The sequence below is a fragment of the Arcicella sp. BE140 genome, assembly GCF_031456255.1.
Lineage (GTDB): Bacteria > Bacteroidota > Bacteroidia > Cytophagales > Spirosomataceae > Arcicella > Arcicella aquatica.
The window spans coordinates 141,501-168,495 of record NZ_JAVDUE010000007.1; the positions used below are offsets into that span (position 1 = coordinate 141,501).

The following is a 26,995-nucleotide window of genomic DNA, read 5'->3' on the forward strand; positions in this document are numbered from 1 at the left end:
ATATATTGTGCATTATTATTCTCAATCGTTAGTGATTTAAAAACTATTACGTAACTCATCTTTTAAATCGTTGAAATTCTCAGTTAAATTACCTGAGCATTTTTTTGAAGTAAGTGTTCTATTGTGTTATACTATAATCTCTAAAAAATTTGCCTATGATAAATGTAAAGCCTAGAAATTTTTAAAATGATTTTGTGAAAGAGTTATTGAAGTTGAAAAATTAATAGTGATATATTTCCAGAGAGTCCTATTAATTTCAATTTCGATAGATGTTGTAATAATCTAATAAATTCATTTTTTCTATGAACAAAAATTAAAGAAAGAGATTAATTACAATTGCTAAATTTTTTGTAAGCCAATAATTCAAACAAAATTATTGGAGAGATTGTTTTTGCCTGTTCATAAAAAAATAAAGGATTTCCGAGAGAAAGTCCTTTTATTTTCGACATAGAGTTCTATGGTGTTATAAGTTAATTTTAAACTAAGTATCACTGCTTATGGTGAAATAAATCTTTTAAATATTATTAAGGGATTTCTTTTGATAATATCTGGCCTTTTAGATATAAAATGCTGGTTTTACTAAAAGTCAATATGAAATTTATCAGAGAGACATACTGACTTTATTATAGATGCATGCTATGATGATATTGCTTTATTACCTTGAATAATTTTAAATGAAATTATTCAAGGGGTGGATTTCTTTGCCCTTTATGTAAGCCAAGCACTATTAAACTAATAATGGATTTCTTTGAGAAAGAGTCACAAATTATTGGTAAGTGAGAAAACGATTTGCCGTGTTATTTTTCAATTTTTAATCTCAAATCTTATATTATGAAAAAACAATTATTGTTTCTATTAGGGCTTTTATTATGCTGTTCATTTGCAAGAGCTCAAAAAAATATTTTGGGTAAAGTCACGGGAGATGACGGGAACCCTATTCCAGGAGTCAATGTACGGATTCAAAATTCTCAAATTGGTAGTTCAACAGATGCTAGTGGTAAGTATAGTCTACAGGCCTCACCACAAGATGTTTTAATCTTCAGTTCGGTTGGTTATGTAAATCAAGAAATTAAAGTTGGAAACCGCAATGTAATTGATGTTGTATTGGTCTCTAGTGTAAGTGCTTTGGAAGAAGTGGTAGTAGTAGGTTATGGTACTCAAAAAAGATCTTCAGTAACAGCGGCGGTAGCCTCGGTCAGTGCAAAAGACCTAACAGCTTTACCTGTTCCAAGCATTGAGGGTGCACTACAAGGACGTGTCTCTGGTGTGCAAGTAACGAATAATGGTTCACCAGGTGTTGCTCCAGTAGTAAGAATACGAGGGGTTGGCTCTATTAATTATGCTGCTAATCCATTATATGTGATTGATGGTTATCCTGTAGGGAACATGAATGACTTAGATATGAAAGATGTAGAATCTTTAGAAGTACTAAAAGATGCAAGTGCAGCGGCTATTTATGGTTCACGTGCAGCTAACGGTGTAATATTAGTTACAACTAAAAAAGGTACAAGAGATAAAAAACTACATGTAAATGTTGAGACTTACTATGCTACACAAAATGCTTGGAAAAAATTGACTCCCTTAAATACTCAGCAGTACTTACAATACGGAAAAACTTTATTAACTGCCGCTGGAGTAACTACATTCCCTGACCGTTGGAGTCAAATGAACACTGAAACCTATCCTGGTTCTGGCGTTACTTTTGCCAATACTAACACTGATTGGCAAGATTACTTATTTCAAACAGGTATCTTAGCTAATAGTACAGTATCCATTACTGGTGGAAATGAAACTTCTCGTTTCTTGACATCTTTTGGTTACTACAAACAAGATGGTATTTATGTTGGAACTAATTATGAAAGAGGTAACCTACGTGTTAATTCTGACCATAACCTTGGAAAACACTTTACTATCGGACAAACGTTAACAGTTGCTATAGGGAGTAAATTAGATGAAGGTGTAGGCGGTGGACGTACAGCATTAGCCAATGTAATCAAAAGCTTGCCCTATACTCCTGTATATAATCCTACAGAAATTGGTGGATATTTTGGCACAACAAACGCTGATGGTTCTGACCCAGTAAACCCTCTGATTCCAGCAGTATTAATTAGAAGTCAAAATCGTAATGTAAGAGTATTGGGGTCACTTTTTGCAGAAATAAAATTTACAGATTACCTAAAATATAGGTTTTCTGCTGGTTTAGATTATAATTCAACAAGAAGCTTAAGCCGTACTCCAATTTATACTGCGGGACAAATGAGTAGCCCGTTTAATACTATTTCTGATACAAGAGGAGATTATTACGGAACACTTTTTACAAATCAACTTTCTTTTGATAAAACATTCAAAAAACACTCAATCAATGCAATTATTGTAGCTGAACAACAATTTGGCAAATCTGAAAGTATTACAGCTTCTGGAAACTATACAACTAATACTTTCACTATTGTTACGCCAAATGTAACAAGTCCAGCGGTGGGTGGTTCTAAAAGTGAAACTACTATTTTATCATATCTTGCACGTGTAAATTATGATTTTGGAGGAAAGTATCTTTTAAGTGCATCCATTCGTCGTGATGGATCTTCATTGTTCGCTCCAGGAAAAAAATGGGGAACATTCCCCGCAGCCTCAATCGGTTGGAGAATCAGTGAAGAAGAATTTATGAAGGAGATTGCATCGATTAACGAGTTAAAAGTAAGAGCAAGCTATGGTTTGGTTGGTAATACTAGTGGTTTACCAAATTATGCTTGGCAATCACTATTGGGTGCTGCTACTACTTATGTTTTTGCCAACGGAACAACACCCGGTTTATCAACTAACCAACTTGGTAATACAGAACTAGGCTGGGAGACAACTAAAATGGCTGATATTGGGGTTGATTTAGGGTTATTAAAAAATAAAGTTACAATTTCGGCCGACTACTATATTCGTGAAACGTCTGATAATAGTTTGATTCTAGCAAGACCATTAGCAACATCTCTTGGCTATACTAACAATACAATTGCCAATTTTGGAGGGATGAAAAACTCAGGTTTAGACCTTCAAGTTAGTTACAATCATAATGGAGGAGACTTTAAATGGAAAATTGGAGGAAATGTAGGCATTGTAAGAAACAAAGTAACGTCATTAGAAGCTCCAATTTTTGCAGGTGGTCATGCTGAAACAGGAGCAAGTGTAACTAAAACAGAAGTTGGAATGCCTGTACAATATCTTTACGGCTATGTGGTTGATAGAATTTATCAAAGTCAGGCAGAAATAGATGCAGATGCTGCTTTAGCAAAAAGTAAAAGTTGGGATAGCTATCAAGGTGGTTCATCAGCTCCTGGTGATATTCGTTTTAAAGATTTGAATGGTGATGGCAAAATAGATGATTCAGACCGTACAATGATAGGAAACACACTTCCTGATTTTACTTATGGTGTCAATTTTGACTTCAACTACAAGAACTTTGACTTTACGTTATTCTTACAAGGTGTTCAAGGAAATGATATTTATAATAACCTAAAAACGCAGACACAAGGGATGGTTCGTCTATTTGGAGCTACTACTGATGTGTTGAATGCTTGGACTCCTCAAAATACGAATACTAATATTCCAAGAGCTGTTAGTGGAGACCCTAATGGCAATACTACTCGTCCATCTAATAGATGGGTAGAGAAAGGATCATTCATGCGTGTAAAAAATATAAGTTTGGGTTATACGGTACCTTCAAGTATTTTAAAATCTTTTGCAGGAGGTTCTCTCTCAAGAGTAAGAGTGTATGTGTCGGCTCAAAACTTATTGACTTTCACAAAATACACTGGTTATGACCCAGAAATTGGCTCTCGTGATAATGCTCAACTTGTATATGGTATAGATAATGGACAATATCCACAAGCTCGTACTTTGATGGCAGGTCTTCAATTAGGTTTTTAATATTTATCCCGTAACAATGCTCTTTTCTTGGACAGTATCATTTCAAGGAAAATTAAAATTAAAAGAAAATGAAAAAGAACCTTATAATCATAGGAGTATTATCACTTGGCATTGCTTTTGGGTGTAATGATGAGTTAAATAAAACAAACCCAGGCGCACTTACCACAGATAGTTATTTTTCAAATACAACAGAATTAGAGTCAGGCGTTAGTGCTGTATATGGACTTTTAACAGGCTCAAACCTTTTTGGAAGAGAATACTTTTTCACGAATGATTTACGTAGTGATGACTTTGCAACAGGTGGTGGACAATTAGAAGCACCTCGTGCTCAGATGTTAACTGGTGTACATCAACCTACCAATTCTGTTCTTGGTGCTGTTTGGACGGGACTCTTTCGCATGATTCACCGTGCTAACGTAGTCATTGATGCCAAAGACAACATTAAAACATTTAATACAGCAGATGAGACTAAGAAAAAAAGAATTGTTGCCGAAGCAAAATTCTTAAGAGCAATGGCATATTATGAGCTTGGAACTATGTGGGGTGGTGTGCCTATTTACACAACAACTGCTACAAAATCATCCGATGCCAAACCTCGAAGTACACAAGATGAAGTTTTTGCCCAAGTAATAAAAGATTTAACAGAAGCCCAAGCTGACCTTCCTTCATCTTATACTGGTGCAGATTTAGGACGTGCTACGAAACATGCGGCACAGCTTGAGTTAGCAAGAGTTTTGATGTTCAAAGGAGATTTTGCTACTGCCAAAACTGAACTAACAAAGATTGTTTCTTCAGGCTTGTTTGGGTTAACAGATAATTATTTAGATAATTTTCTTGAAGAAACTGAATATAATAAAGAGTCTATTTTTGAGGTTGGTTTTGATAGTAAAAATGGAATGAGCTGGGATAACGGCGATAGCGATAATATAGCAGGAAGTAGCCCAAAAAGGTCGTCTATTCGTCACCAAGAATATTCTGCTGTAGGTTGGAGAAACCTTATCCCATCTAATGAAATTATAGATGAATTTGAACGTACACAAAAAGGAGATACAAAAAGAGATCCTCGTATGAATTTCACCCTCTATTTTAAAGGTGACTTGGTTAATCAAGGTAAAGGTAGATTAGAGGTAGATTACCCTGTTCAAGGTAATACATCTATTTTAGATGGCGTTGAACAAAGAATTAGTTGGAGAAAGTATTCATGCTTATACAAAAATGCCGATGGTTTTTTTGATTTAGATGGTATAAATATGCGTATCATGCGCTATGGTGAGGTATTAATAAATCTTGCAGAATGTGAAAATGAGTTAGGAAATATCAGTGCTTCAGTAGCACTTTTAAACCAGCTTCGCAATCGTGCTGATGTACAAATGCCAAATTATCCAACTAAAAATTATCCAGTGAGTACTAAAGAACAAGTTATGACTGCTATTCAACATGAAAAAAGAGTAGAATTTTCAGCAGAATGGTTGAGAGCAAAAGATATTGTTCGTTGGAGAAAACAAGGGAAATTGAAAAAAGAACCTTTTACGTATTTTGTTGCTAATAAGCATGAATTATTACCTATTCCTCAAACTGAAATAGATAATAATCCAAATATAAAAGGCAATAACCCTGGGTATTAAGATAGAGTATGCTTTAGATTAAATAATTTTTTCAATAAGTAGTCATTGGATTTCAACGACTACTTATTGAAAATTAATTGTTTCATACAACAAGTATTTTATAATCGTATATATAGTAGAGGTAATTGAGTTACATAAAAACCACAATCATGAAATATCATTTTTTCATTATTTTTTTACTCTTGTTTGGGGCTTGTACTTCTGAAGATACTTTATTTGAAAAAGTAAGTGCTAATCACACCAATATTACCTTTAATAATGCCATTAAAGTTACAGACTCGTTAAACGTACTTGAGTTTGAATATATCTATAATGGAGCTGGTGTAGGTGTGGGTGATGTAAATAATGATGGACTAACAGATATTTTTTTTGCTGGAAACCAAGTAAGTTCTCAGCTTTATCTAAATAAAGGAAATTTTGAATTTGAAGATATTACTACAAAAGCGAATGTAAGCACTAAATCGTGGTGTACGGGCGTGGCGATGATAGACATCAATCAAGATGGTAAATTGGATATTTATCTTTCTACAATCCATCCTCAAAGAAATAAATCTGCTCTTAAGTTACTATTTATCAACCAAGGAAATGATGAAAATGGTGTTCCGATTTTTAAGGAGTCAGCTAAAGAGGTAGGTTTAGCCGATGATTCACATGGTACACAAGCTACTTTCTTTGACTATGATTTAGATGGAGATTTAGACATGTATTTGTTAACGAATGCCATTGAAGGGTATGATAGAAATAATAGTATTGGACAACATCAGGACGCTTCTGGGCGAAGAGTAGATAAACTGTTTAGGAATGAAGGTAATAACAAACAGGGCTTACCTATATTTAAAAATGTTTCAAAAGAAGCAGGAATCTTGGATGATGGCTGGGGCTTAGGCGTAATCATCAACGATATAAATCAAGATGGCTATCCTGATATTTTTGTAGGCAACGACTTTTTCTCTAATGACCACCTCTATATTAATAATAAAAACGGCACTTTCTCGAATAAAATAAACGAGTATTTCAGACATCTATCCCAGAATTCTATGGGAGTAGATATGGCCGATATTAATAACGACGGATTAAATGATTTAGTAGTTTTAGATATGCTTCCAGATGATAATCTTCGTCAAAAAACTATGTTTGCCAATATTGAATACGATAGATTTCAAGATAATTTAAGAAAGAAATTTTACCCACAATATGTTCGAAATGTGCTTCAAATCAATAATGGGAATGGGTCTTTTAGTGATATCGGATACTTGTCAGGAGTAGCAGCAACAGATTGGTCTTGGAGTCCATTATTAGCTGATTTTGATAACGACGGTTGGAGAGATTTATTAATTACTAACGGGTATAGATTAGATGTAACAGACCTAGATTTTATTGTTTATCGTAGAGATTTTGAAAGCCTTGGCAATCCTAAGGAAAGGCTAAAAAAAATGCAAGAAGCATTTGCAACATTGACAGGCGTAAAAAAGCCCAATTTTTTATTTAAAAATAAAGGGAATTTACAGTTTGAGAATGCAACAAAATCTTTTGGTTTAGATGATGCTTCTTATACAAACGGCACGGCTTATGCCGACTTTGACAATGATGGTGATTTAGACTTAGTCATGAATAATATTGATGATAAAGCCTTTATTTATCGAAATAAATTGATGGATAAAAACAAAGACGCCTCATCTGTCAACAACCATTTTTTAAGAATAAAACTACAAGGCAATAGCCCAAACAAAAGTGCATTCGGAGCAAAAGTAAATATTTGGTATCAAGGAAAATATCAGTTTGCTGAACATCAAACAATCAGAGGGTATAAATCTACCGTCGAAGATTTTATCCATTTTGGTGTGGGAAATGCTTCAAAAATTGATAGTTTAAAAATCACTTGGGGTTCGGGCAAAGAGCAGTTGATAAAAAATGTTAGCTCAGACAGAGTATTGATTGTAAGTGAAAACAATTCTTTGCCTACGTCAAAGCAACTGCCAAAAGAGGAAATGTATACTTTTAAAGAGGTATCTCAAGAATATCAAATTGACTGGAGTTCAGAAGAATTTGACTATAATGATTTCTTAATTCAGCATACTTTACAACATAAACATTCTGAGTTAGGAGGGGGTATTGCGGTAGGAGACATCAATAATGATGGCTTAGAAGATTTTTTTGTGGGTGGTTCTGCTCATAAACAAGGAGCTTTCTTTATACAGAATGCTAATGGAAAGTTTACTAAAAAATATTTTACGGAGAAAACAGAAGAAGATATGGGCGTACTGCTCATTGATATTGATAATGATAAAGACCTCGATTTGTACTGTGTAAGTGGCAGCTCAGAATTTACTACGAACAATACTAAGTATCAAGACAGATTATATTTGAACGATGGAAAAGGGAATTTTAAACCTTCAATAGGCTATTTGCCCGTTACCAAATCAAGTGGTATTTGTATTAATGCTTGTGATTTTGATAAAGATGGAGACTTGGATATTTTCCGTGGGGGTAGAGTCCGTTCAACAGAATATCCACTAAAGCCTGAATCATATTTATTTCAAAATAACGGCAAAGGGCATTTCAATAACATTGCTCCCTCTATACATGAGTTAAGCCTTTGCGGAATGGTAACAGCTGCCTTATGGACAGATTATGATAACGATACTTGGATAGATTTAATCGTTGTAGGCGAATTTATGCCCATTTGTATTTATAAGAATAATCAAGGGAAATCATTTACTAAAATGATCCCTAAAGGTTTAGAAAAATCAAATGGCTGGTGGAATAGTATTTCTGGTGGAGATTTTGACAATGATGGCGATACAGATTATATCGTAGGCAATTTAGGGCTAAATACAAAGATAAAAGCATCTGAATCACAACCTGTTAGTGTATATGCTAAAGATTTTGATGATAATGGTATCATAGACCCTCTATTTACGGCTTATAATCAAGATAAGGAATATTTAGTACATCCAAGAGGTGCTTTAATAGACCAGTTAATTGCTATGAGGAGACGTTTTAAAACATTTAAAGAGTATGGCGAAACTACTTTTGACAAAGTTCTTCCTCCCGCAGATTTGAGAAATGTTACGAAATTACAGGCTTACACTTTTGCCAATTCCTACCTCGAGAATAAAGGCAATGGACATTTTGAACTAAAACCATTACCTATAGAGGCACAATTTTCTGTTATGTACGGTACACTCGTCAAAGATTTTAATGAGGATGGAAATTTAGACATTTTATCAGTGGGCAACGACTATGGAACAGAAGTACTTACGGGTAGATATGATGCTGGTATCGGGAATTATTTACAAGGTGATGGCAAAGGGAATTTTAAAAATGTATCTGTAAGAAAGAGTAATTTTTTTGTAAAGGGCGACGCAAGAGGAGTCGCTCAACTGCATTTGAAAGATGGGAAGAGCTTATACTTAGTTTCTCAGATTAATAATAAACTACTGTCATTTGTGCAGCAGAATGAAAAAAATAGTATTGTTAAAAACACAAAAAGAAAACAGGAAAAATACATTGGGTCGGGATATCTTTCACAAAGTAGTGCGAGGTATTAAGTAGATTACCATTTAAAACATTTGAGTAAACAATTAAAATTCCAGACAATGAAAAATAGGATATTACTTTTTTTTCTTATTGGCTTAATGATTAACTATTGCAACGTTTTTGGTCAACCACCACGTGGGCCTTTGGTAGTTTCTCCACAAGTGAATCTTGATAAAACCGTCACGTTTCGTTATCAGTCTCTTTTAGCAAAAGAGGTAAAATTGAATGCGCAGTTTGAAAAATCTCCTGTATCTATGACTAAAGATGCTCAGGGAATTTGGAGTGTGACTGTTGGCCCTGTTAATCCCGACATTTATCCATATAGTTTCCAAGTTGATGGTGTTACAGTGATGGATCCTGCCAATGTCGCATTTTTCCCTAACGAACGATTTAAGGCTAGTCTTGTAGAAATTCCCAATACACCTCCTTCAATATACGCTATCAAAGATGTGCCACATGGCACTGTCAGTTACGATTATTATCCTTCGATTTCAGGGACAGCAGGTTCGTTAGTAGTTTATACTCCACCCGGATATGCTAAAAATTCCAAGGTTAAGTACCCTGTGTATTACCTCATTAGTGGAACTACAGATACCGAAGAAACTTTTTTTAAAGTAGGAAAAGTAAACTTCATCATGGATAATTTGATAGCCGAAGGTAAGGTAAAACCGATGATAATTGTAATGCCCTATGGGAATATCGCTGCCAGACTGACTGAACAATTGGGTGGTCAAAAACCAGCTGACCCTATAGTACGTGATGATGCTGATGCGGTTAAACGTGCCAAAGACTTTGAAAATGATTTGATAAAAAACATATTACCTTATATCGAGCATAATTATCATATTGAAAATAACCGTGAGAGTCGTGCTATTGGTGGGTTTTCTCGTGGGGGAGGACAAACCTTGAGAACAGCATTTAACAATATGAATACCTTCGCTTGGGTCTGTAGCTATAGCTCATATCTTTCGCCAGCAGAAATGGATAAAAGTTTCGGGCATATAACGAGCAATGCGCCAAATACTAACAAGCAATTAAAATTACTATGGACAAGTGTTGGTAACGAAGACTTTTTGTACAAGGGAGCTGTAGAGTTTATGGATTATTTATCTGCTAAAAATATAAACTATAAGAAATATATCAACGATGGCGGTCATACTTGGATGAATGTGAAGAAATATCTTAATGAAACCCTACCACTATTGTTTAAATAACAAAAAGTAGCATCTCAAAAAGTATAGCATAATTCTAAAGCAATTATCTAAAGTATTCAAACGAATCAAAACCATGAAACGAATAAATTACCTCTTTCAAGTCTTATTGTTTTCTACTGTTACGGTTTTAGCACAACGACCACCGTCAATTAGTTCACCAGATGTACACGCTGATAATAGTGTTACTTTTAGGTATTTTTCTAAAGTCGCACAGAAAGTCACGCTTGTTGGTGAGTTTTTAGCCAATCCTGTTGCATTTAAAAAGGATACTTCGGGGATTTGGAGTGTGACTGTACCCGCTATTAAACCAGATATATATCCATATAGTTTTTTTGTAGATAGTGTACAAATAGCAGACCCTAACAATACTTATATCTTTGCCAACGAAAGATTCAAGCGCAGTATCGTAGATATTAAAGGAGAGAAACCTCTTGTTCATTCCCTTCAAAATGTCCCTCATGGAAAAATTAATTATTGCTATTATAAATCTTCAACCTTAGGGATTACTCGACAATTGCTTGTATATACTCCTCCGGGCTATGACGCTTTTTCTGGCAATAAGTATCCAGTTTTATACTTGATACATGGTGGTTCTGATACAGAAGAAACATGGACAAAAGTGGGGCGTGCAAACCTTATCGCCGATAACCTCATAGCAGCGGGAAAAGCTAAACCTATGATTATTGTGATGCCCTATGGCAACGTCAGACCGGCTCCAATGCCAGACTTTACCAAAGATGTTATCAATGACATCATTCCATATATACAAAACAATTATTCCGTACTAACGGATAGTAAAAATCGGGCAGTAGCAGGCTTTTCAGTAGGAGGGGGACAAACCCTTAATATTGGGCTTACTAATACAGATAAGTTCGCTTATGTGTGTTCTTATGCACCATATACCGCAACAGAGGAATTTAAAAAGAATTTTACTGACTGGAATCCAGATGCTACAAAAATAAATAAGCAATTAAAGTTATTTACAATTAGCGTTGGAACTGAAGACTTTTTATATGAAAGTGTAAAGCAGAATATCGCTATGTTTCAAGAAAAAAAAATCAAAATAGAGCCACTTATCGTATCTGGTGGACATACTTGGATGAATTGTAAATTATTTTTAGCTAACTCTTTACCACAACTCTTTAAATAAAAGCATCATTTATTCGCCTAAGTAGAAATTACATATTTAGTCTAAAACAACAACATAATTAAGCTTTTAATAATACAAATATGAAAAAAACAATAGTAAGTTTTTCTATATTTTTTCTAATGAACCTTATGGTTTATGCTCAGAAAATAGAAAAAGAAGGCCCAAAAGGCTTTGACCAAGTAAGAACGGGGATTGCTACGGGTAAATTAGATACCATAAAGTACGCTTCTAAAACCGTAGGGACTACTCGAAAAGCCTTAGTATATACGCCGCCTGGTTTTAATAAAAAAACGAAATATCCTGTATTATACCTTTTGCATGGTATTGGTGGCGATGAAAAAGAGTGGCTCAACGGTGGAAAACCTCAAGTAATTTTAGATAATCTATATGCTGAAGGAAAAATACAACCGATGATTGTGGTAATGCCTAATGGCCGTGCGATGAAAGACGATCGCGCCGTTGGCAATATTATGGCTCCTGATAAAGTACAGGCTTTTGCTACTTTTGAAAAAGATTTATTGAACGACTTGATTCCTTTTGTTGAAAAAAGCTATCCGACTTTAACAGACCGTGAAAACCGCGCGATTGCTGGACTTTCGATGGGTGGTGGGCAATCACTTAATTTTGGTTTAGGAAATTTAGACAAATTTGCATGGGTTGGAGGTTTTTCGTCTGCACCCAATACCAAAGTTCCACAAGAATTAGTTCCGAATCCTGAAGAGGCCAAAAAGAAACTTAAACTCCTTTGGATTTCGTGTGGTGATAACGACGGATTGCTTTCTTTTAGCAAACGTACACACGATTATCTATACCAAAACGATGTACCTCATATTTACTACCTCGAACCCGGTGTACATGATTTCAAAGTTTGGAAAAATGGGTTATACATGTATTCACAATTTTTGTTCAAGCCTGTTGATGTTTCATCTTTTAATAAATATACTATTTTAGGTACTCCTGCCAGCACGAATATTCGCAATGGTCAGTATCCTCAGATTCTTCCCGACAATCGTGTAGTTTTCAAGGTAAAAGCACCAAATGCCCAAAAAGTACAAATTGATTTAGGTAAAAAATACGATATGGTAAAAGATACCAGCGGAGTTTGGCATGTTACAACCGATTCTATTAGTCGTGGATTTCATTATTATTCATTAGTGATAGATGGCGTGTCCCTTGTCGACCCTGCTAGCGAAACGTTTTACGGGATGAGTCGCCAAGCAAGTGGCATTGAAATTCCGTATAAAGAAGGAGGTTTTTATGCTTTGAAAGAGGTACCTCATGGTGATATTCGCATTAAGAAGTATTTCTCGAAAGCCAGTAACTCTTGGCGTGAAATGTATGTTTACACTCCGCCAGGATATGACAAATCAACTGAAAAATATCCAGTTTTATACCTATTACATGGTGGTGGCGAAGACCAACGTGGATGGGCTACACAAGGACGTACAGACTTAATATTGGATAACTTAATTGCTGAACAAAAGGCCAAGCCAATGGTAATTGCCATGCTCGACGGTAATGTTGGTGGGCAAGGTGGCATAGCCAATTTTGGAGAAACACAATTACGTGCTTTTGAAAATGAATTGAAGAATGGAGCTATTCCTTTTGTAGAAAGTAATTTCAAAGTAGAAACCGATGCACAACATAGAGCTTTGGCGGGTCTTTCGATGGGAGGTTTACAAACACTTTATGCAGGCATCAAGAATACCAATATGTTTTCGTACTTGGGCGTATTCAGCTCTGGATGGTGGGCAAATAATCCTAAACTAACAGACCCTCAGTATGATTTTATGAAAAATAATGCGACTACAATCAATACTAACCTTAAAGAATTGTGGGTTTCGATGGGAGGGAAAGAAGATATAGCCTACAATAATTGTAAAATAATGTTGGGCAAATTTGATGAAATGGGTATCAAATACAAATACAGTGAATATGCAGGTGGACATACTTGGCCTGTTTGGCGACATGATATTTTCCAATTTTCACAAGTATTATTTAAGTAAATTTTAAATTATCAATATCCAATAAATAAAATGAATATTGGATATTGATAATTGTGTAAATCATTCCTAATCAACAAGGATAGTTTACTCATCAATCTATTAAAAATGAAACACAAAATATTTTTTTTAATTTTTTTGAGCTTATTTTATTTAACCAGTAATGCTCAAAATGCCAGTACTCAAGTGGCAAGCCCTGATAAGAACATTGTAGTAACTTGCGATGTGGAACAAGCATCTTATAGTATCGAATACAAGGGAGAAACTGTACTCCGTAATTCAAAATTAGGAGTAATACGTGAAGATGATGATTTCTCAAAAAATCTGCAATTGATAAAATCGTCTGCTCTTAAAGTAGTGAAAGATAGTTATGCTATCACTACAGCTAAAAAAAGCCATATTACGTATATAGCCACTGAAAAAGTATGGGAAACAAAAACGGCATCGGGGAAAAAGATGAATATTGTATTTAGGGTATCAAATGACGGTGTGGCTTTTCGTTATGAATTTCCTGAAAAATCTACAGATATTAAAAAGATTGTTGCCGAAGCGACTAGTTTCCATTTTAATGAAGGTTCAAGAGCTTGGTTACAACCCAAAACAGAAGCCCAAACAGGTTTTGAACATACCAATCCTTCTTACGAAGCGCATTATGAAATAGATATACCTACAGGTAAATCATCTCCTGGGTCTAATGGATGGATATATCCAGCTTTGTTCAAAACAAACAATACGTGGTTATTGATAACTGAAGCAGCGTTAGACAGAACCTACTGCGGTACGGCTTTACAACAAAAGTCGCCAGATAGCGAATACAAAATAAACTTTCCACAAAGTCCCGAAGTATTCACGAATGGCACTGCAACATTAAACCCTGAATCTGCATTACCTTGGAAAACCCCTTGGCGAATCATCGTAATAGGAAGTTTAAAAACCATCTCAGAGTCAACTTTAGGTACAGACTTGGCATTGCCTGCTAAAAAAATGGATGCTGACTTTATCAAACCCGGTAAATCATCATGGAGTTGGATTTTAGACAAAGACGATTCTACTGTTTATAAGGCACAGAAAAAATACATAGATTTTGCAGCCGACATGAAATGGCAATATTGTCTAATAGATGCCAATTGGGATGCCACTATAGGATATGATTCTGTAAAAGTATTGGCAGACTATGGCAAAACAAAAAATGTAGGACTACTTCTTTGGTATAATTCGGCTGGTAGTTGGAATACAGTAAAATTTACCCCAAGAGATAAATTACTTACTCACGAGAGCCGCGTAGAAGAATTTAGTAGAATCCAAAAAATGGGGATAAAAGGGGTTAAAATAGATTTTTTTGCTGGTGATGGTCAATCTATGATTAACTATTATCAGGATATATTAGAAGATGCCGCTACCTATCATTTATTGGTTAACTTTCATGGAGCTACTTTGCCCCGAGGTTTACACCGTACTTACCCTAATCTCATGACTACCGAGGCTGTTGATGGCTATGAAATGATAACTTTTTCGCAGTACGCTGCCAATAAAGCTCCAGAACATTCGGTAATGATTGCGATGGTTCGTAATGCTTTCGACCCGATGGACTTTACACCCATGAACTTATACAAAATACCTCGTATAAAACGTGTAACCACATCAGCTTTTGAATTGGCAACTTCAGTAGTTTTCCTCTCGGGAATACAACATTATGCCGAACGCCCAGAAGGCATGAAACATGTACCTGAGTATGTAAAAGACTTTTTGAGAAATTTGCCTGATACTTGGGATAACGTTAAATTTATTGATGGCTATCCCGGTAAATTGTATGTTGTAGCAAGAGAATCTGCTGGAAAATGGTATGTAGCAGGTATTAATGGAGAAAATACAGAGAAGCCTCTTAGTTTAGATTTAAGTTCTTTCAAAAATAAGAAAGGTAAATTAATCAAAACAGGTAAAAATGAGGTAGCTAATGAGCCTTCTTTTGAGCAAAGCAATATAACAATTCCTTCTGATGGCAAATTAGATGTTATCTTAAAAGGAAATGATGGCTTTGTGATTGTGTTCGAATAAATAACGTTTTTCAAGAGTACTATTTTGCTATAGTCATGAAGAAAATAGTACTCTTGAAATTTGAATCAATCTTGAGGATTGATTTTTTGTATTATAATTTATCTTATGTTAAATAGTATATTTACTTTTTCTCCTACTCCTATTTCCTCTACTCAATAGCCACTCCACTCCTGCTACTAAGAGATTGCAAAAGCTATATCCTTAGTTTCTGATCCTATGCCATCGCCTTTTCCTCTGTGATTTGTGTTATGCTGATTTGCCTTAATTATTTTGGCATTGTAAAATTCTGCAAAGTCAAGTTAAAATAATATCTATAGGTTTAGTATAGTACTTCCAAATAAGTACTACATTTGTATTCAAAATTAACTAATGATTATATCGGGGAAAGGATATTGAAAAAATAATTTGAAAGTCTGCCGAGTTATATCGGTAGACTTTTTATTTTAAAATGGAGATAGAAATAAAAAATATGATCGTAATTAATCTAAAAAACAAATGTTAATAGCATTGATAATCAACAAACTAAAAATTCAATAGAAATCTAATGATTGAAATTAAAAATATCTCCAAAACATTTCATCAGAAAAAACAATCATTCAAGGCTCTTGATGAAGTAAGTTTAAATATAGAACAAGGTGATATCGTCGGAATCATCGGTTTTTCAGGTGCCGGTAAAAGTACCCTAATTCGGTCGGTTAATTTGTTAGAAAAACCTGACCAAGGTCAAATTATCATCAACGGAAAAGATTTAACAACATTAAATAATAGGGAATTGGCTAGAGAACGTAAAAAAATCGGAATGATTTTCCAGCATTTTAACCTTCTTTCTTCCAGAACTGTTTTTGACAATGTTGCATTGCCTTTAGAATTGGACAATACCAGCAAATCTGAAATTGTAGAAAAAGTAAACCAACTTTTAAAAGTCGTTGGCTTGGAAGATAAAGCAAATGATTATCCAAAAAGCCTTTCAGGCGGACAAAAACAGCGAGTTGCCATTGCCAGAGCTTTGGCAAATGACCCCTATTTACTGCTTTGCGATGAAGCCACAAGTGCATTAGACCCCGCTACAACGCAATCCATTTTGCAACTGTTAAAAGACATCAATCAAAGATTGAACATCACCATTTTATTGATTACTCATGAAATGGAAGTAATAAAAGCCATCTGCAACCACGTTGCCGTTATAGACAAGGGAAAACTGATTGCAAAAGGAACGTTGGAAGAAATCATATCAAATAAAGAAAATCCTATCATCAAACAATTTATAATTCCTAAAACAGCGACTATACCTCAATCTTTAAGTAGCCAATTACAACCAGAATCATCTGAAGGTTTGTTTCCATTGATGGAAATTGAATTAAATGGACAAATTTCATTTGAACAACTTTTATCGGTTGTACACAGCAACTATAAAATTCCATACAAATTGTTTTCGGCAGAAGTGGAATATTTGGGTAAATCCAATTTTGGAAAATTATTCTTGTCCTTACAAGGAAGTTCGGAGGAAAATGAAAAAGTGATTCAGTATTTCAATCAAAATAACATTCAAAACACCATTAAAGGATATGTTTGAGCAAACAACTATTGCACTACTATTAAAAGGAATTTGGGAAACGGTTTTTATGACGTTTACAGCTGGATTTTTTGGTTTTTTAATCGGACTTCCTTTGGGAGTTATTTTGTTTCTTACAAAAAAAGGACAGCTACTTGAAAACCCTATCTACAATCGTATATTATCGGTATTGGTAAACGTATTCCGCTCCATTCCTTTTATCATTTTAATCGTGTGGCTCATACCATTTACAAGAGCATTGGTAGGGACCTCCATTGGCGTAAATGCGGCGTTGGTTCCGTTGAGTATTGGTGCTGCACCATTCATTACACGATTGGTAGAAAACAGTTTGCTTGAAGTGCCAAACGGATTGATAGAAACTGCCAGAGCATTAGGTGCAAGTCCTTTACAAATTGTTATCAAAGTGTTGTTACCTGAAGCGTTGCCGTCATTAATAAATAATGCAAGCATTACGCTCATTACATTAGTCGGATATTCTGCAATGGGCGGAGCTGTTGGTGCAGGCGGATTGGGACAAATTGGTTACCAATATGGTTATGTCGGCTACGATGCTTTTATTATGAATACGGTTCTGGTTCTATTGATCACATTAGTATTTGTGATACAATTTTCGGGCGATAAACTTTCAAAAAGATTTAATCATAGATAAAACAAATAGAAAATGAGAAAAATAGGATTATTAAGTTTGGTTACGGCAGGATTACTATTGTTTAATTCTTGCGGAAATTCAAAAAAGAATGACCCGAATTATATCAGAGTTGGGATTACTTCGGGTTTGGAACAAGAAATTGCCGAAGCTGCTAAAAAAGAAGCCAAAGAAAAATACAATTTGGAAGTAGAATTGATTGCGTTCAATGATTATGTTATTCCAAACGAAGCCTTGAACAATGGCGAGATTGACATAAATGCCTTTCAACACGTTCCGTATTTACAAGAACAATCCAAACAACGTGGCTACAAATTGGCGGTTGTGGGAAATACGTTTGTTTACCCAATTGTGGCATATTCCAAAAAAATTAAAAATATTGCTGAACTGCAAAACGGTAGCACGATTGTCATTCCAAACGACCCGACCAATGGCGGACGTTCATTATTGCTTTTACAAAAAAACGGGTTGCTGAAGCTGAAAGAAAATGTTGGGCTTTTACCAAAAGTAACAGACATCGTTGAAAATCCAAAACTATTGAAAATTCTGGAAATAGAAGCTCCGCAATTACCCACAGTCTTAGATGACAAAGAAGTTACGATTGCTATTATCAATAATAATTTTGCTGCACAAGCCGGATTAAATCCTGATGAATTAGGCATTTTGAAAGAAGAGAAAGAGTCTCCTTATGTAAATGTGATAGTAGCAAGAGAAGACAATAAAAACGAAGAAAAAGTGAAAAATTTCGTAAAAGCTTATCAATCAGAAGCTGTTGAAAAAGCTGCCGAAAAAGCTTTTAAAGGTCGTGCAATAAAGGGATGGTAGTTATCAAAGATTATATTTTACAACATATTCATAAGGTTTGATACATATGTAGATATTCATATTCTTTACAGACTTGAGCAATACACACAACAACATTAGGTAAATTGAACTTCACAATATCAAAATTCCTTTTTTTGATATTGTGAAGTTCATGCTACCACACCGCCGTTTTCTATGATACTAACTGATACAACACCGTGAGTGTTTTAAAATCATGACCCTGCCTTTGTGGTATTTATGTATTTTTAGTTATCCAAATACTATTGGCAACAATTACGCTTTAATTTTATTTCTCACCACCACCCAATGTTCTATACAAATCAGTGATGGCATTAAACTTTTCTTTTTTGATTTCTATGACTTCCAATTCATTTTGTAAAGAATTGTTCTGTGTAGTAATTACTTCTAAATAAGTAGCCATCCCACTCTTATAAAGCATAAATACATCATTTGAAGCTTTTGTGAGTGATGCTTTTTTTTGTTTAACTAAGTCCATTCTTTCATCTGCATACTTAGCTCTGGCAAGGGCATCAGATACTTCACCTACAGCTGTTAATAGCGATTGTTTAAAAGTACTTACTGCTTTTTCTTGATCAAGGATAGCAATATCATAAGCCGTTTTAAGCGACTTTTTCATAAAAATTGGCTGTGCTAAATTGACTCCAATATTTTTCACGATAGAACCTGGCAGATTAAACCATGTATCAAGCTTAAAAGAATTCATCCCTACAGATGGCGTAAAACTGATACTTGGATACATGGCAAGATTTGCAAGATTCCTTTTTGCATTGGCTGAAACCACAGCATATTCTGCTGCTTTTACGTCAGGTCGGCGACTCAAAAGCATGGCTGGAACCCCCAAAGGGAATATGGAAGAAGGCATGACATTGTCTATAATGTCAACTCTTACCTTACTGCTAGGGTATTCTCCACACAAAATATTAAGTGCATTTTCTTGGATTGCTATATTTTGTAAAGCTAATGGCACTAACAATTCTGCTGTTTTTTTCTGTGCCTCTATCTGTTCAACTGCCAAGGAATTTACTTGTCCAGATTTATATTGAAGCCGAATCATCGCTAGAGTGCTATCTCCCAAAATAATGTTACGTTTTGCTACTTTCAATTGTTCATCTAGTGCGATTAAGTTATAATAGGCTTGAGCAACCTGAACGATGAGCCTAGTTTTCAAGGCAGAAAGATTTTCTTTTTGTGCAAAATAGTTGGCAAGTGATGCCTCTCTATACATTTTGGCTTTTCCCCAAATATCAGCTTCCCAAGAAAGTCTTAAACTGGCAGCATAATCATCCATATAACTTGTCCCCAAAAATTGTTCAGTTAATGAACCGTTAAGAGAACTTTTAGAAAGCCAATTTCTATTTGCCCCTACGTTCAAATCTACAGAGGGATAAAGCCCCAATTTTGACTGTTTGTACATCAAATCCAACTGTTGCATATTCATTACTGCCACAACAATTTCATTATTTTTGAGAAGAGCCTTCTCAATGAGACTAACCAGTATTGTATCTTTAAAAAATGTCCTCCAATGCAATTGAATAGTATCAGCTGTTACAGTAACAGTTTCTCTATACTGTTCAGGAATGTTTAAGTTCGCACGGCTATATTTCTTCTCAATCATGCAAGAAGAAAGTAGTAATGATATAATAACGCTTAGGGATATATGTATTTTTGATAATTTCATTTCAGGTCATTTCAAGATTAAAATTCTTAGTTTTTCCTTGCTATTTTTTCTTGTAAGTATTGGAATAATATAAACAATAAAGGAATAACAATTACGCCCAAAACCACACCACTTAGCATGCCCATTGCGGCACTGGTACTGATAGAATGATTTCCTGTTGCAGTTCCTCCTTTTGAAAACATCAGAGGAAGCATTCCTACAATAAATGCGAATGATGTCATCACAATGGGTCTTAGTCGAGCTTTGGAAGCATCTAATGCTGCATCCAGAATGGATAATCCTGCACTCCTACGTTGTACAGCAAATTCTACTATCAGAATGGCATTTTTGGCTAATAGACCAATCAGCATAATAATCCCAATCTGTACATAAATGTTATTGTCTAATCCAATACTTTTAATCCCGATATAAGCACCCAGAATCCCCGTTGGAATAGATAATAAAACCGCAAGAGGCAATAAATAACTTTCGTACTGAGCTGATAATAGTAAATACACGAAAAGTAAACAAAGCCCCAAAATGGCTATCGTCTGATTTCCTGCCGATTTTTCTTCCAAGCTCAGGCCTGTCCATTCGTAGCTATAATCTGTTGGCATTTTATCCAAAACGGCTTCCAAACGTTCCATCAAAGCTCCGTTACTTATTCCGGGCATAGCATTGATATTAATTGTCAAAGCATTATAAAGATTATAGCGACTTACCGATTCAGGACCATATACTTTATGCAACGAGATAATTGATTTTACAGGAATCATTACTCCTTTATCGTTTCGAACAAAAATTTCATCAAAAGCTTGTTCGTCCATTCTAAATACACCATCTGCTTTGATATTTACCCTATAGAATTTCCCAAATCTGGAAAAATTTAAAGATTGGTCACCAGAGAAATAGCTTTGAACAGTACCCAAAATACCATTAATATTAAGCCCCATCTGTTTGGCTTTGTCTTCATCTACTTCCAGCTCTAATTGTGGATAATCAGCTCTGAACATAGTATAGGCTAATTGCACGCCAGAAACCTTCATTAAGTCGACAATTACTTTATCAGCCTGAGCTTTCAATGCTACTGAACTACGACCTTGACGATCTTGTAATACAATTTCAGCTCCGTTCGTAACGCCATATCCATCTACTGGGGGCATTCTCATCGTGAGGATACTACCTTCTTTAATGACAGATAGTTTTGCATCAACAACCTTCATCAATTCATCAATGTCTTGAATTTTCCCTCGCTGTGTTCTGGGCTTAAATTTAACAAAACCTACTGCATAAGCAGGGCTTGTACTATTGGTCATCAGGTTAAAGCCAGTAATGGTGGTATTATCTTCAATGGCTTCTATTTCAGACAAAAGCTTATTAATTTTATCGGCTACTTTGGTTGTAGGAGTCAATGCCGTACCCGGAGGCATACTAAGTACGTAAGTAAACATACTATCATCTTCCATAGGCACAAAACTCTTAGGAGTACTCATAATAGCCCAAGTAGCCACACCTATTATTGAAACCACAAAGCCCACAGCCAACCATTTGTGTATTGCTAAGAAATGAATACTCTTTACATAGCGATTGGTCAGATTATCAAAACCCACATTGAAACCAGAAAAAAAGCGTTTAATAAAACCTACCTTTGCATTACTTTCACGATGTGTATTTTTCAAGAGTAAAGCACATAAAGCAGGCGTTAGTGTCAGGGCATTTACAGCTGAAATAATGATGGCAATAGCCAGTGTATAAGCAAATTGCTTATAAAAAATTCCTGCTGAACCCGTCATAAAGCCAATAGGAATAAATACCGCAGACATCACAAGCGTAATAGAAATTACAGCACCTGTAATTTCCCCCATTGCCGAATGTGTCGCTTCTTTCCCACTTAAATGAGTCCCTTCCATTTTACTATGCACAGCTTCCACTACTACAATGGCATCATCTACCACGATTCCAATGGCTAAAACTAAGGCAAAAAGGGTCAATACATTAATCGTAAAACCCAGTACGAGCAGAAAGAAAAACGTTCCGATAATGGCTACAGGTACAGCAATTGCAGGAATAATCGTAGAACGAAAATCTTGCAAAAATAGAAATACAACCAAGAATACAAGAACAAAAGCTTCAAACAAAGTTGATTTTACCTGACTAGTTGCTTCGTCCAGTTTTTCCTTCGTACTCATTAATTTCGAGTATTTTATACTTGGAGGAAACGATTTGGACAGTCGTTCAATTTCTTTATCTATTCCTATTTCGATTTCATTAGCGTTCGAACCTGTTGTTTGTAAAATAGCAATAGTAGCCGTATTCCTTCCGTTTGAAGTACTATTGCCACTGTAAGAAATTGCTCCAAATTCAACTCGTGCTACATCTTTCAAACGAATAATATTATTCCCAGCATTCTTAACAACAATATTATCATAGTCTTCAGGTAGATTCTTCTTCCCTTTGTAACGAATTACATACTCTAAAGCAGCGTTAGATTCTTCACCCAATTTGCCAGGTGCAGCTTCTGAGCTTTGTTCGGCAATGGCATTACTGATGTCGGCAGGAACTAAATTATAATTGGCCATTTTGCGAGGATTTAGCCAAATACGCATGGAATAATCCTTTGTCCCAAAAACCATAGCCTGCCCTACGCCCGGAACTCTTTTGATTTGCGGAATAAGGTTGATATTAGCATAATTCTGCAAAAACTTTTCATCGTATTTTTTATTATCTTCTGTAAACAAGTTGAATATCATAATCATGCTATTCTGTTGTTTAGAAGTAGTGAGTCCCATCCTAATTACTTCTTGTGGCAAAATCGGTGTAGCTTGTTGCACACGATTTTGTACATTTACTGCTGCTTGGTCGGCATTTACGCCTTGTTTGAAGATGATTGAAATTGAAAATGTTCCATCATTACTAGCTGTAGATTTGATGTACTGCATATTTTCTACTCCATTGATTTGCTCTTCGAGTGGCGTAACAACAGAACGAATTACGGTTTCGCTATTACCTCCTGGATATGAACCCGACACCATGACTGTTGGAGGTGAAATGTCTGGAAATCGTGTTACGGAAAGTCTATCAAGTCCGACAATCCCTAACACCACAATTACGATAGAAATTACCGTCGCCAAAACGGGTCTATCAATTATTCTTTTTAACATGGTTTTTCAATTTTGAAATGCACCTATTTCCCCAATGAACTTTTTGTAATTTTAGGAATAACCGTCATTCCTTCATTCAATACATCAATACTAGTAAGGGCTATTTTCTCACCTACCCTAATTCCTGATTTTACGATATAATTACTGCCTGATTTACCTTCAATTTCAAAAGGCTTCATGATCACTTTGTTGCTATCAGCCAAGGAGAAAATGAAGTATTTATCCTGAATATCTTTAACACTCGCCATTGGTACTAACAATGCAGTTTGATAAGCTTTTTGCAAAACCACACCTGCGAAACCTCCCGAACGTAGTAGTTTGTCAGGATTAGGGAAAATGGCTTTCAAGGCAATGCTTCCGGTAGTGCGGTCGATATTCCCACTAGCAAATTCTAATTTACCTTTGTGTTCATATTCGCTACCGTCAGCCATTACCAATGAAACTGTATTTATGTTTTTTTGTAACCCTTTTTCTTTCATAAAAGCGATATAATCTGCTTCTGTGAGCGAGAAATAAACAAAAACCTGATTAATGTCTGAAAGAGTTGTAAGCGGAACAAGGTCTGTGGGGGTTACCAAATTGCCAATTCTGTTCGGAATTCTACCAATATAACCGCTAATAGGAGCTTTTATCAGGCTAAATTCTGCATTGATTTTAGAAGATCTCAACATGGCTTTTGCTTGGTTTACTTGTGCAGAAGCAGCCTCATAATTGGCTTGAGCCGTTTGTAATTGGATTTCAGAAACTACTTTTCCTTCTACCAAAGGGCGAATCTTTTCAACTTCCAATTTGGCATTGGCCTGTGCTGCCAAAGCAGCTTTTAATGTCGCCAAACTATTATTCACCTGTTCATTGAACACCTCTGCTTTGATTTTGAAAAGGGCTTGCCCTTTTTGTACATAATCGCCTTCCTTCACGAATATCTTCTCTAAATAGCCTGATACTTGTGCTTTTAAGTCAACATTGACAGACCCTTCAATGGCTCCGGGATATTTTTTTGCAACATCAGCATTTGCAATACTTATTTGAAGGAAATCCACTGTTGGCGGTAGTTGTTCAGGCTGTTCGTGGGCTTGTTCTTTACAAGAAAATATTACTAAGGAACATAGCAGAAATATCATTCCTTTAATAGTATGCCTTGTTTTAAAAGTGAGTTCTAACATTGAGTATAAGGATTAATTTATACTACAAAGAAAGTTTCACTGACTGATTTAATTATGGGAAAAATAACTGAAGTGTATATTTTCACACCTGAATTGAAGATTTATCTTTCCGAATTTTATAGGGAAAAGTATTTGGAAAGAGTACTTTTAATTAATGTTGGATTAAATAATAATTACTTAATAATCCATCCACGATTTGAATAAGCCAGCTTTATCTCGACTGATGATTACTTCTACTTCTGTGTTTTTTTCAATGTCAATTTTCAATTTTCCATTGAAATAATTATGTACTTGCTGAATGGCATCAATATGAATGATAATTTGACGATTTGCCCTAAAAAAGATTTTTGGATTGAGTTGTAACTCAAGTTCTTCCATTGTCAGTGGAATAATTTCTTCTGAACCATTAAGAAGCTTGGCTCTGGTAATTTTATGTTTAGAATAGAAGAAGACAATATCACTTACTTGAACCGTTTTATAACCATCTTTATAAGGAAGTAAAAATCTATTTCTAAAATCTTTTGGTTTTAAAAATTCTAATAATCCTTTCAAAGACTTCTGGTGAAAATCGACAGACAAAGCTTCCAATTTTGTGAAGGCTGTCTGTAAATCGTCTTGTTCAACGGGTTTCAATAAATAATCAATGCTGTTGTATTTGAATGCTTTTACGGCATATTCATCATAAGCCGTTGTAAAAATGATTGGGCAGTTTATGCTTACTTGTTCAAAAATTTCAAAACTCAGTCCGTCTGACAATCTTACGTCCATCATCACTACATCTGGTTTTTCATGGGTATTAAACCACATCACACTGTCAGAAATACTGTCTAATATCTCAAGGACTGTAGCTTTCGGTCTGATTATTTTAATCAAACGTTGCAACCTATCCGCGTTAGGTTTTTCGTCTTCTACTATCAGTATTTTTTCTATCATTGTTTTATTAACGGAATTTTTACTTTAAATGTAGTTTCATCCTTTATAATTTCAGGCTGTTTTTGCCAAAGCAAATCATATCTTCTAATGATATTTTGAATGCCTATTCCTGATGATTCAAGCTGATTTTCGATGGGAAGTAATATATTTTCAACAATTAATGCCTGTTCATCCGTATTGTAAATACTAATTTTCAAGGGATTTTTCTTATTAGTTTTGTTGTGTTTCAAGGCATTTTCTACCAATAATTGTAAGGTCAGCGGTGGCAAATACAGTTGTTTACTGGCTTGGTCAATGTTTACTTCAAATGCTACGCCATCACCTATACGGTTCTTAATCAAAAACATATACGAATTCAGAAACTTCAACTCTTCTTCTAATAGAATTATATCTTTCTTCGAATTGACCAACATATAGCGATATATCTTTGAAAAGTTTTCAGCATATTCATAGCCTAATTGTTGATTGAACAATATCAGTTCAGAAAGCACACTTAGGTTATTGAATACAAAATGGGGGTCTATCTGAAGTTTTAAAGATTGTAGTTCTGCTTCAACTGCTAGTTGGTCGAGTGCAGCAGCTTTCATGGCCGCATTTTTCCAGCTGACAATCAGGTAATTACAAGTATTAATTCCAATAATCATAAAAGCAATAATAATACTGACTACAATCCACTGAAAAAAACCTCTCACTTTGTCAGCCGAGTGGATTTCTATACAAGTTTCAGCCTCATCCATTAATCGGTACAGTTGGTCTAATATGGCAAGGCTTACAAAAATAATAACCAAATTTAGTGCCGTTTCAATGATTAATCGTTTCAAGGGTTTTTCTGTCCAAGAAATAGAATTATTGAGCTTGTTGCTAATGCAGATACTTGATTCAGAGATTAATAAGCAGAAAACAAATGATAAAGCTAAATCTTCTGTAATAGAAAGTACAGATCGTTTTAAGTAAGAAATCCAGTAAGAAGAATAAGGGTCAATGACATAAGAAACGAGATTCAATAAGATAAAAGCGAATATCACAATGATTATACGCTTACCTTTATTGCTTAAAAATGTATCTTTTTTACTTCTCATTTATTAAAAAAACTGTGATTGTAGGTTGAATTATTGATGATAGTTTTTGCTTGAAAGATAAGCATTTATATCCTTATGGATTTATAAGTTCCCAAAATTGAATTATTCTATATTAACTTTTATTTTTTTCTTGCTTAATCTACCTAATTCGCCACTGAAAGCCCTAATACAATTACCAAACCGTGTACTGTATTTTGATTATTAGTGTTTAAATCATACTATGCTAATGAATATTTCAAAACAAAGGAAGATGAATTTTCGTATTTCTTTCAAGACTTCCACAATGATAATCAACTATGTTAATAAAAAATCAAGAAGATAACAGTAATAATCTTTATTATAAAAATTGATTTAATTGAAGTAAATCCACATGTAGGCTTTCTTGAAATCGTATTACTCATATCTCAAAGCATGTAATTGGACTAAATGACTCAG

15 protein-coding genes are annotated in these 26,995 nt (G+C 34.9%); 10 read left to right on the forward strand and 5 right to left on the reverse strand.

Annotation, left to right across the window (positions count from 1 at the left end):
- Window positions 1-831 precede the first annotated feature (831 nt).
- The 10 genes from J2Y60_RS12065 to metQ all read left to right on the forward strand — a co-directional run bounded on the left by J2Y60_RS12065 (window position 832) and on the right by metQ (window position 18,546).
- Window positions 832-3,915: a TonB-dependent receptor gene (locus J2Y60_RS12065; RefSeq protein ID WP_309918238.1), complete on the forward strand. Its 3,084-nt coding sequence runs from the start codon at window positions 832-834 to the stop codon at window positions 3,913-3,915.
- 68 nt (window positions 3,916-3,983) lie between these two features.
- Window positions 3,984-5,540, forward strand: a complete 1,557-nt coding sequence (locus tag J2Y60_RS12070; protein ID WP_309918241.1) for a RagB/SusD family nutrient uptake outer membrane protein — start codon at window positions 3,984-3,986, stop codon at window positions 5,538-5,540.
- Window positions 5,541-5,689: 149 nt separating this feature from the next.
- The gene (locus J2Y60_RS12075) at window positions 5,690-9,091 is read left to right on the forward strand and encodes a VCBS repeat-containing protein (RefSeq protein WP_309918243.1); all 3,402 of its coding nucleotides are present in this window, start codon (window positions 5,690-5,692) and stop codon (window positions 9,089-9,091) included.
- A gap of 48 nt (window positions 9,092-9,139) precedes the next feature.
- Entirely contained in the window at window positions 9,140-10,294 is a 1,155-nt protein-coding gene (locus J2Y60_RS12080) for an alpha/beta hydrolase-fold protein (protein ID WP_309918245.1), read from the forward strand.
- 73 nt (window positions 10,295-10,367) lie between these two features.
- Window positions 10,368-11,444 (forward strand): alpha/beta hydrolase-fold protein, encoded by a 1,077-nt coding sequence (locus J2Y60_RS12085; RefSeq protein WP_309918248.1) that lies wholly within the window; start codon window positions 10,368-10,370, stop codon window positions 11,442-11,444.
- Between the two features lie 80 nt (window positions 11,445-11,524).
- Complete coding sequence (locus J2Y60_RS12090) at window positions 11,525-13,450, forward strand: alpha/beta hydrolase-fold protein (RefSeq protein ID WP_309918251.1); 1,926 nt, start codon at window positions 11,525-11,527, stop codon at window positions 13,448-13,450.
- Between the two features lie 105 nt (window positions 13,451-13,555).
- Window positions 13,556-15,502, forward strand: a complete 1,947-nt coding sequence (locus J2Y60_RS12095; RefSeq protein WP_309918254.1) for a glycoside hydrolase family 97 catalytic domain-containing protein — start codon at window positions 13,556-13,558, stop codon at window positions 15,500-15,502.
- Between the two features lie 544 nt (window positions 15,503-16,046).
- Window positions 16,047-17,075, forward strand: coding sequence for an ATP-binding cassette domain-containing protein (locus J2Y60_RS12100; RefSeq protein ID WP_309918258.1), 1,029 nt, complete (start codon window positions 16,047-16,049; stop codon window positions 17,073-17,075).
- Window positions 17,068-17,724, forward strand: a complete 657-nt coding sequence (gene metI, locus J2Y60_RS12105) for a methionine ABC transporter permease MetI (protein WP_309918259.1) — start codon at window positions 17,068-17,070, stop codon at window positions 17,722-17,724. Before J2Y60_RS12100 ends, metI begins: the two co-directional genes overlap by 8 nt.
- Before the next feature lie 12 nt (window positions 17,725-17,736).
- Window positions 17,737-18,546, forward strand: a complete 810-nt coding sequence (gene metQ / locus J2Y60_RS12110; protein ID WP_309918261.1) for a methionine ABC transporter substrate-binding lipoprotein MetQ — start codon at window positions 17,737-17,739, stop codon at window positions 18,544-18,546.
- A 286-nt stretch (window positions 18,547-18,832) separates the two neighbouring features.
- On the opposite strand, the gene J2Y60_RS12115 is transcribed toward metQ, so the two are convergent.
- The 5 genes from J2Y60_RS12115 to J2Y60_RS12135 form a co-directional block, all read right to left on the reverse strand.
- Window positions 18,833-20,245, reverse strand: coding sequence for a TolC family protein (locus J2Y60_RS12115; RefSeq protein WP_309918265.1), 1,413 nt, complete (start codon window positions 20,243-20,245; stop codon window positions 18,833-18,835).
- Window positions 20,246-20,271: 26 nt separating this feature from the next.
- A complete protein-coding gene (locus J2Y60_RS12120; RefSeq protein ID WP_309918268.1) occupies window positions 20,272-23,385 on the reverse strand; it encodes an efflux RND transporter permease subunit in 3,114 nt (1,037 codons plus the stop codon).
- A gap of 23 nt (window positions 23,386-23,408) precedes the next feature.
- Entirely contained in the window at window positions 23,409-24,548 is a 1,140-nt protein-coding gene (locus J2Y60_RS12125; RefSeq protein ID WP_309918271.1) for an efflux RND transporter periplasmic adaptor subunit, read from the reverse strand.
- Window positions 24,549-24,725: 177 nt separating this feature from the next.
- A complete protein-coding gene (locus tag J2Y60_RS12130) occupies window positions 24,726-25,481 on the reverse strand; it encodes a LytTR family DNA-binding domain-containing protein (RefSeq protein WP_309918274.1) in 756 nt (251 codons plus the stop codon).
- Window positions 25,478-26,560, reverse strand: coding sequence for a histidine kinase (locus J2Y60_RS12135; RefSeq protein ID WP_309918277.1), 1,083 nt, complete (start codon window positions 26,558-26,560; stop codon window positions 25,478-25,480). Before J2Y60_RS12135 ends, J2Y60_RS12130 begins: the two co-directional genes overlap by 4 nt.
- Window positions 26,561-26,995: the final 435 nt, after the last annotated feature.

What these genes read in the sequence shown, in the direction of transcription:
- J2Y60_RS12095 (WP_309918254.1), top strand. Translation starts at nt 13,556, where the DNA reads ATGAAACACAAAATATTTTTTTTAATTTTTTTGAGCTTATTTTATTTA.
- J2Y60_RS12120 (WP_309918268.1), bottom strand. Translation starts at nt 23,385, where the DNA reads ATGTTAAAAAGAATAATTGATAGACCCGTTTTGGCGACGGTAATTTCT.
- metI (WP_309918259.1), top strand. Translation starts at nt 17,068, where the DNA reads ATGTTTGAGCAAACAACTATTGCACTACTATTAAAAGGAATTTGGGAA.
- J2Y60_RS12130 (WP_309918274.1), bottom strand. Translation starts at nt 25,481, where the DNA reads ATGATAGAAAAAATACTGATAGTAGAAGACGAAAAACCTAACGCGGAT.
- metQ (WP_309918261.1), top strand. Translation starts at nt 17,737, where the DNA reads ATGAGAAAAATAGGATTATTAAGTTTGGTTACGGCAGGATTACTATTG.
- J2Y60_RS12115 (WP_309918265.1), bottom strand. Translation starts at nt 20,245, where the DNA reads ATGAAATTATCAAAAATACATATATCCCTAAGCGTTATTATATCATTA.
- J2Y60_RS12100 (WP_309918258.1), top strand. Translation starts at nt 16,047, where the DNA reads ATGATTGAAATTAAAAATATCTCCAAAACATTTCATCAGAAAAAACAA.
- J2Y60_RS12070 (WP_309918241.1), top strand. Translation starts at nt 3,984, where the DNA reads ATGAAAAAGAACCTTATAATCATAGGAGTATTATCACTTGGCATTGCT.
- J2Y60_RS12065 (WP_309918238.1), top strand. Translation starts at nt 832, where the DNA reads ATGAAAAAACAATTATTGTTTCTATTAGGGCTTTTATTATGCTGTTCA.
- J2Y60_RS12075 (WP_309918243.1), top strand. Translation starts at nt 5,690, where the DNA reads ATGAAATATCATTTTTTCATTATTTTTTTACTCTTGTTTGGGGCTTGT.
- J2Y60_RS12135 (WP_309918277.1), bottom strand. Translation starts at nt 26,560, where the DNA reads ATGAGAAGTAAAAAAGATACATTTTTAAGCAATAAAGGTAAGCGTATA.
- J2Y60_RS12090 (WP_309918251.1), top strand. Translation starts at nt 11,525, where the DNA reads ATGAAAAAAACAATAGTAAGTTTTTCTATATTTTTTCTAATGAACCTT.
- J2Y60_RS12125 (WP_309918271.1), bottom strand. Translation starts at nt 24,548, where the DNA reads ATGTTAGAACTCACTTTTAAAACAAGGCATACTATTAAAGGAATGATA.
- J2Y60_RS12080 (WP_309918245.1), top strand. Translation starts at nt 9,140, where the DNA reads ATGAAAAATAGGATATTACTTTTTTTTCTTATTGGCTTAATGATTAAC.
- J2Y60_RS12085 (WP_309918248.1), top strand. Translation starts at nt 10,368, where the DNA reads ATGAAACGAATAAATTACCTCTTTCAAGTCTTATTGTTTTCTACTGTT.